The 7892-nt window shown below is 69.2% G+C and carries 7 protein-coding genes; all 7 read right to left on the minus strand.

Annotation, left to right across the window (positions count from 1 at the left end; all coding sequences use genetic code 11):
- Nucleotides 1-2 precede the first annotated feature (2 nt).
- Entirely contained in the window at nucleotides 3-2276 is a 2274-nt protein-coding gene (locus ACEVQ6_RS17540) for a heavy metal translocating P-type ATPase (RefSeq protein ID WP_374890330.1), read from the minus strand.
- A 449-nt stretch (nucleotides 2277-2725) separates the two neighbouring features.
- Nucleotides 2726-2929 carry a heavy-metal-associated domain-containing protein gene (locus ACEVQ6_RS17545; protein ID WP_374890331.1) on the minus strand — a complete coding sequence of 68 codons (204 nt, stop codon included), beginning with the start codon at nucleotides 2927-2929 and terminating at the stop codon, nucleotides 2726-2728.
- A gap of 213 nt (nucleotides 2930-3142) precedes the next feature.
- Entirely contained in the window at nucleotides 3143-3826 is a 684-nt protein-coding gene (locus tag ACEVQ6_RS17550; protein WP_374890332.1) for an HAD family hydrolase, read from the minus strand.
- Nucleotides 3823-4620, minus strand: a complete 798-nt coding sequence (locus ACEVQ6_RS17555) for an inositol monophosphatase family protein (protein WP_374890333.1) — start codon at nucleotides 4618-4620, stop codon at nucleotides 3823-3825. The genes ACEVQ6_RS17550 and ACEVQ6_RS17555 overlap by 4 nt, the downstream gene beginning before the upstream one ends.
- Nucleotides 4621-4631: 11 nt before the next feature.
- Nucleotides 4632-5528, minus strand: a complete 897-nt coding sequence (locus ACEVQ6_RS17560) for an ROK family protein (protein WP_374890334.1) — start codon at nucleotides 5526-5528, stop codon at nucleotides 4632-4634.
- 94 nt (nucleotides 5529-5622) lie between these two features.
- Nucleotides 5623-6846 carry an ROK family transcriptional regulator gene (locus ACEVQ6_RS17565; protein WP_374890335.1) on the minus strand — a complete coding sequence of 408 codons (1224 nt, stop codon included), beginning with the start codon at nucleotides 6844-6846 and terminating at the stop codon, nucleotides 5623-5625.
- A gap of 164 nt (nucleotides 6847-7010) precedes the next feature.
- On the minus strand, nucleotides 7011-7685 hold the full coding sequence (locus ACEVQ6_RS17570) for an HAD-IA family hydrolase (RefSeq protein ID WP_374890336.1): 675 nt from the start codon (nucleotides 7683-7685) through the stop codon (nucleotides 7011-7013).
- Between the last annotated feature and the right edge of the window lie 207 nt (nucleotides 7686-7892).

Consider the following 7892-nt stretch of genomic DNA (forward strand, 5'->3'; position numbering starts at 1 on the left):
CTTTACACCTTGAAACGGTGAAGCCGCAGCGCATTGGCCAGCACGAAGACGCTCGACAGGCCCATGGCGCCGGCGGCGAGCGCCGGCGACAGGGCGAGCCCAAGCGAGGGCTGCAACAGCCCGGCCGCGACCGGCACCAGCACGACATTGTAGGCGAACGCCCAGAAGAGGTTCTGCGAAATATTGCGCATCGTCGCGCGGCTGATCGCGATGGCGCGCAGGACCCCTGTGGGGTCGCCGGACATCAGCACCACGTCGGCGCTCTCGATGGCGATGTCGGTGCCGGTGCCGACGGCGATGCCGATATCGGCGGCCGTCAGCGCCGGCGCGTCGTTGATGCCGTCGCCGACGAAGGCGAGCCGCTTCCCGCCCGCCCTCAGGCCGTCGATCGCCTCGACCTTGCCGCCGGGCAGCACCTCGGCGACGACGTGGTCGATGCCGAGATCGCGGCCGATCGCATCCGCCGTGCGGCGGTTGTCGCCGGTGATCATCGCGACGGAAAGCCCCGAGGCCTTCAGGCGGGCGATCGCCGCGCGCGCGGTCGGCTTGACCGGGTCGGCGACGGCGATCAGCGCGGCGAGCCGGCCGTCGATCGCGGCATAGACCGGCGACCTGCCGGCGCGGCCGAGAGCGTCGGCGGCAGGCGCGAAGGGCCCGACATCGATGCCGGCCGCGTACATCGCCCGTTCGGCGCCGATCAGCAGGTGCCGGCCCTCGACCCTGCCGGTGATGCCGGCGCCGGTCAGCGCCTCGACATCCGCGGCCGGCGCGAGGGTAATGCCGCGCGCGCGCGCCGCCTGGACGATCGCGCCGGCGACGGGATGTTCCGAGCGGCTTTCGAGACTGGCGACGAGGAGGAGCACCTCGGCCTCGTCGAAACCCTCGGCGACGGAAAAATCCGTCAGCGCCGGCTTGCCGAGCGTCAAGGTGCCTGTCTTGTCGAAGGCGACGATCCCGACGTCGCGCAGCCCCTGCAGCGCCTCGCCGCGGCGGAAGAGCACGCCCGCCTCCGCCGCGCGGCCGGTGCCGACCATGATCGAGGTCGGCGTGGCCAGCCCCATGGCGCAGGGGCAGGCGATGATCAGCACCGCCACCGCATGGACGAGCGCCGTGCCGATCGACGGGCCGACGAGCAGCCAGGCGATAAAGGTGACGAGGGCGACGGCGATGACGGCCGGGACGAACCAGGCGGTGACGCGGTCGACCCGAGCCTGGATCGGCAGCTTCGACCCCTGCGCCGCCTCGACCATGCGGATGATGCGCGAGAGCACCGAGGCGGCTCCGACCGTGGTGGCGCGGCAGGAGAAGGCGCCGTTGCCGTTGAGCGTGCCGCCGACGACCTCGCTGCCGGCCGTCTTCTCGACGGGCAGCGGCTCGCCGGTGATCATCGATTCGTCGACGAAGGAGCGGCCCTCGACCAGGAGGCCGTCGACGGGGATCGCCTCGCCGGGGCGGATATGGACGAGATCGCCGCTCTTCACCTCGCCGGCCGGCACATCCGTGAGCACGCCGTCGCGTTCGACCCGGGCCATGCGCGGCTGCAGGCCGACGAGGTGGCGGATCGCCGCGCCGGTGCGGCCGCGCGCCCGGCTTTCCAGCATGCGGCCGAAGAGGATCAGCGTGACGATGACGGCGGCAGCCTCGAAATAGACGTTGTCGGCCGCGGCCGGCAGCAAATGCGGCAGGAAGGTCGCGACCGTGGAATAGCCGAAGGCGGCCGTGGTGCCGAGCACGACCAGCGCATTCATGTCGGGCGCGCCGCGCGATAGGGCGGGAACGCCGTGGCGGAAGAAGCGCCGGCCGGGCCCGGCGAGCACGAGGGCCGTCAGCACGAACTGGATCCGCCGGCTCGCCTCTCCCCCGATCGTCGCCATCACCCAGTGGTGGATCGCCGGCACCATGTGCGACCCCATCTCGATGGCGAAGACCGGCAGGGTGAGGGCGGCGGCGATTGCAAGGTCACGGACAAGGGCGGCGGTTTCGCGCGCGCGGCGCATCCCGGCCTCGTCCGGGACCGGATCGGCCGGCAGCCGGCGGATGTCGTAGCCGGCCTTGCGCACGGCCGCCTCGATCTCCGGCAGGACGTCGCCCGTCCCGGCGAGCCTGACGGTCGCCGTCTCGGTCGCGAGATTGACCGAGGCGTCGGCCACGCCCGGCACCGTCTTCAGCGCCCGCTCGACCCGGCCGACGCAGGAGGCGCAGGTCATGCCGTCGATGCCGATGGCAAGGGGTTCGGCCTCGCGGATGCGTCCGGTCGCTGGCGCGGTCATCGTCATGATCCCGTCCTTTCCCTTCGTGAGGCGAGGCCGCCGGAGCAGGAGCGCCTCGGTGTACGATAACTATTAAAAAACAGCAGAATAGAGAGTTTCGGACGATCCCTTGCCGAGCGGAAAAGGCCCCGAAGCGGATCGCGCAGACACGCGCACCGGTCTTGCGAAACGACAGGCGTGAGGACAAAGGCCCGACGCGCCGGCGCCGATCTGGACGATCGCGACATGCAAGAGCCCTATGAGGTTCATGCGGAACCGGACAGCTTTCGGCACGTCGTCACCGTCTGTCGTTTCGGGACGACCGCAGCGCGGTTATCCCGGGCACGCTCCCTCTCTCTGTTTCAACCCATCGTCCGGACGTCGAATCCGCTCCGGATTTGACAGGACATGCTCTCTCCTTTTGTTCTTGTCGCAGTCTCCGGCGCGTGAGCGATCCCGCTTCGGCTGGACATGCTCTAGCGCCGCTCGAAGGTGGAGGCATAGCCGGCCTCGGCGAAGGCGGCGGCGATCGCCTCGGGCGCGACGTCGCTGATGACGGTCGCCGTCTTCGCCGGAAGATCGACCACCGCCCGGCCGGCGGGGTCGACATCGCGCATGGCGGTCTCGATGGCGCGGACGCAATGGCCGCAGCTCATCTCGGGAATGCGGAAGATATACATGATCGGTCTCCGTCACGGGGAATGCGCAACGGATATAGGGTTTCCCATGATGGGAAGGTCAAGGGGGAAACGACGCGGCCGTCGCCGATGGCCGCACGCCCCCCGCATCCCCGCCGGTCAACCGGCGCGGGTCGCAAGCGGCGGATGCGGTGCGTTTCTGTCCCTCTCCCCCGTCGGAGAGGGAGAGGATGGCGCGAAAGGTTGCCGGATGGCTCAGGACGCTGCCAGCGACAGGCGTCCGCCGTCGCGGGCGACGACGCGCAGGCCGCCGTAATGCGGCGTCTTGAAATGCGGCGTCGCGTAGTCCGCCTCATGCGTCGCCGTCAGCACGACGACGTCGGCGCCCGCCGCCTCGCCGGCGCGGATGCCGGCCGGGGCATCCTCGAAGACGAGGCATTCGGCCGGGTCTACGCCGAGGCGCCGCGCCGCGAGCACGAAGCAGTCCGGGTTCGGCTTGCCGTTGACGACGTCCTCGGCCGTGACGATCATCGGCGGCTGCGGGATGCCGGCGGCGGCGAGGCGGCGGGTGGCGAGCTCCCGCGTCGCCGAGGTGACGATCGCCCAGCGGTCGGACGGCAGCGAGGCGAGGAAATCGAGCGTGCCGGTGAGCGCGACGATGCCGCCGACATCGACCATTTCCTCCTCAAGGATCCGCTGCGCCTCGGCGTCCGCGTCGATGCCGGGAATGCCGAGCTTCAGGATGTTGTCGAGGATGCGCACGCCGTGCAGCGTCGGGATCAGCGCTTTGGCGTCGATGCCGTAGCGGCCGCAGAAATCGCCCCAGACGCGCCAGACGACGGCATGGGAATCGAGCAGCGTGCCGTCCATGTCGAAGAGGAAGGCGGCGTAGGAGCGATTGAAGACCGGGTGACGGGTGGTGTCGGTGACGGCGCTCATGCCTCGCGGTCCTCGAAGATCGCTTCCAGCTCGGCATAGACGGCCTCGTTGCCAGCGATGACGGGGTTGCCCTTGTTCAGGCCGTCATTGGCGAGGAAGTCGTTGGTCTTCAGGCCGGCGGCGCGGATGACGGCGATGGCGCCGAGGCAGTCATAGGAGTTGATCAGCGGCTCGACATAGCCGACGAGACGGCCGGCGGCGACCGAGCAGAGGGTGAGCGCGCCCGAGCCTTCGCGGTAGAACATGCCGCCGCGCGTCAACAGCCGGCTGAACATCGGCAGGAACTGCTCGGGCTTCACCTTCGGCGAATAGCCGACGCCGCAGATACCCTCGCGGATCGATTGTCCGGGGTGCTTGTCGACCGGCTTGCCGTTCAGCGTCGCCGGGAAACCGATGCCGCCGGCGAAGAGCTCGGCCCGCGCGGGGGCATAGACCATGCCGAACTGCAGCGCGTTGCCCTTGACGAAGGCGATCGAGACGCACCAGCTGGAAAGCCCCGAAATGAAGGGCTGGGTGCCGTCGATCGGATCGACGACCCAGATGCCCTGTTCCGGGCTGAAGGCGGAAATGCCGGTTTCCTCGCCGAAGAAGGCGTCTTCCGGAAAGCTCTCCTTCAGCCGGTCGCGGATCAGGAGCTCGGTGTTGAGATCCGCCTCGCTCGCCATGTCCTGCATGCCCTTGCTCTTGATCGTCAGGCTGTCGCGGGCGTTGAAATAGGAAAGCGCCAGGTCGCCGGCGTCGCGGATGAGGGTGAGGGCGAAGTCGTAGCGCCCCTTGATGTCGAAATCGGTCATGTCTTTCCCTTTCAGTCGCGCCAGAGCCAGGCAGCGCCGCGCACGCCGCTGGAATCGCCATGCGCCGCCCGCTTGATCGGCGTGTGGAACACGGTGGAGAAGGTCTTTTTCGCGAGCGCCGGCGGCAGGTCGTCATAGAGTTCGTCGACATTGGACATGCCGCCGCCCATGACCAGCACGTCCGGATCGAGCGTGTTGACGACGGTGGCGAGCCCGCGCGCGACGCGGTCGACATAGCGTTCCCAGAGCAGGCCGCAGAGCCGGTCGCCGCCCCGCTTCTTCTCGATGATCTGGCGCGCCTTCAGCTCCTCGCCGGTGTGGCGGGTATATTCCGCCTCGAAGGCGCGGCCCGAGACCCATGTTTCCATGCAGCCGTGGCGGCCGCAATAGCAGGGCCGGCCGCTGAGCTCGGTGACGTCGGGGAAGGGCAGGGGATTGTGGCCCCACTCGCCGCCGCTGTTGTTCGGCCCGTGATGGGCCCGGCCGCCGACGGCGATGCCCGCACCCGCGCCCGAGCCGAGGATGACGGCGAAGACGACGTTGTGGCCGGCGCCGGCGCCGTCGACCGCTTCCGAGGCGGCGAAGCAGTCGGCATCGTTCTCGCAGCGGATCTCGCGCTGGAGGACCGCCCGCAGGTCCTTCTCCACCGGGCGGCCGAGCATCCAGGTGGAGCTCGCCCCCTTGCCGAGCCGGCTAACAGGCTCGACGGAGCCGGGCAGACCGATGCCGACCGTGCCCGTGCGGCCGGTCTGGCTTTCCAGCCCGTCGATCACCGTCTTGATCAGACGGATGCAACCGTCATAGTCGTGGCGCGGCGTATCCTCGCGCAGGCGCAAGAGCTCGCGCCCGTCCGCCTCCATGGCGACACCCTCGATCTTGGTGCCGCCCCAGTCGATTCCAATCAGCATGCGTCCTCCTGCCGGGCGAGGCCTGACTGCCGCCCGGTCGATCCTTGTTATTGTCCGTCGCGGACCCGGCCGGATCCGCGTGTCTGCGTCCGCTTCAGCCGGTGCTGAAGAGAATGTCGCGGTCGCGCGCATATTCGGCGAGCAGCGGCAGGCTGGCCGCGCCGAGCACGCGCGCATCGGCGCCGATCTTGCCCTCGACGATCTCGACCGGCGCCACGCCCTGCATCCGCATCGCCGCGAGCCGCTCCCGGGTGCGCACGACGAGGGCGGCCCGCACATGCGGCGGGAAGCTGCCGTCGATGACGACGTTGTGGAAATCGATGACGGAGACCGCCGCGCCGATCGCCAGCGCCAGATGGGCGGCCGCCTGATCGAGCCATGCGCCGAGCAGCGGCTCGAGGTGATGCCAGTCGCCTGCGCCGGACCAGAGCGAGGCGGGATCGCCGCCGGCATCCGCCACCATGCGTTCGAGCAGATAGATCGAGGCGCGGCGGATCAGCGGCATCGGCGCGCCGCCGTCCGGGCCCGGAACGGGGATCGAGCCGATCGACCCGGCATAGCCGCGCCGGCCGGGATAGAGGCTGCCGTCGAGAACGACGCCGCCGCCGACGAGGGTGGCGAAGAAGACGTAGAGGAAATCCTGGTATTTGCGCCCCTCGCCATAGGCGAGCTCGGCGGCGCAGGCGGCGGTCGCGTCGTTGCAGGCATGCACGGGCCAGGAGACGATGTCGCCGATCTCGGCCCGGAGGTCGAAGCCGCGCCAGCCGGCGACCACGTCCGGCGGCGCGCCGACCTCCTCCTCCCAGCTCCACATCTCGGACGGGGCGGCGATGCCGAAACCGCGGATGCGGGCCGCCTGGCCGGGCGCCATGCCGTCGACGATGCGGGCGACGCCGCGCCGGACGAACGCCTTGACCAGCGCCGGCGTCGGATAGGCATAGGAGGTGCGGATGGTCTGGCGCGGCGTGCCGACCATGTCGATCAGCACCAGATCGGCCGAACGCCGGCCGACCTTGAAGCCGAGCGAGAAGGCGCCCTCCGGGTTGAGCGACATCGGCACGGAGGGCTGGCCGACCTTGCCGCGCTGCGGCGCGCCCTTGACGAGCAGGCCCTCCGCCTCCAGCGCCTTCATGATCACCGAACTCGCCTGCGGCGACAGGCCCGTCATCCGCGAGATCTCGACCTTGGAGAGCGGCCCGTGGGTGCGGATCATCGAGAGGACGAGACGCTCGTTGTAGAGCTTGACGCCGGTCTGGTTGGTGCCGCGGCTGGTGCCGGAGGGCTGATCCTCGCCCACATCCTCCCCGCCCCATACCATGCCGCGCCATTCTCCATATCGATTTAATAAATCATACCGATATATTTATTGAGATGTCAAGGGAGGGTCTCCAGCCGGCAAGACCGGTGCGGGGCATAACAAGCTGTGTGTGGGAAAGGGAGGCCGGGGACGGAAAGGCCGCACCCCTCCGTCCCTTAGGCGTGTCAGGCGGCCATCGCGATCTTGGCGAGCGCCGCCGGCAGCGCGTCGAAGCCGTCGATCAGCGCCTCCGGATCGAGGCTGTCGAGCGGCGTCTTGGTATAGCCGTAGCTGACGGCGACGACCGGCACCTTCGCCGCCTTGGCGGTGGCGACGTCGACCTCGGAATCGCCGACGAAGATCGCCGGTGCGGCCCCGCCGGCCGCGGCGATCGTCTCAGTCAGGTGGCGGGGATCGGGCTTGCCGACGCCGAACGTGTCCGGGCCCGAGACCACGGCGAAGAGATCCGCCAGACCGAGATCGGCGAGGATGGCGCGGGCGTATCGCTCAAGCTTGTTGGTGCAGACGGCGAGCGCCCAGCCCTCGGCCCGAAGACGGCCGAGCACGTCCTCGACATCAGGATAGGGCCGGGTCTCGCGCGAGAGCCGCCCGGAATAGATTTCCGTGAACCGTTTGACGTCGGTGGCGGGAGCCGTGTCGCCGACATCGACGCCGCGCTGCTCCAGCGCCTTGCGCACGAGATTGGGAATACCGTGACCAATCAGCCGGCGCGTCGCATCGATGCCGAAGGCGTCGAGCCCCTTTTCCGCCATCAGCTGGTCGAGGGAGCCGGCGAGGTCCGGCACGCTGTCGACCAGCGTTCCGTCGAGATCGAAGACGAGCGTTCCGCGGGCGGTCATCGGCATTCCTCCTGTCCTGTTCCTGATCGCCCGTTCTGCCGCGCCCGGCCTGGCATGGCAAGGACGAAACGACGGCCTCCGGCCGGACATCGCTGTCCGGCCGGAGGTGCCCGGGAGGTATCGCTGTTTCCGCCGTTCAAGCGCCTGCGGACAGGATGTTCTGCTTGATGAGTTTAGCGGAGAGGTTTGGTTGTTCGAGGTAGGGGA

Source organism: Ensifer soli (assembly GCF_041928815.1).
GTDB lineage: Bacteria > Pseudomonadota > Alphaproteobacteria > Rhizobiales > Rhizobiaceae > JBHFEI01.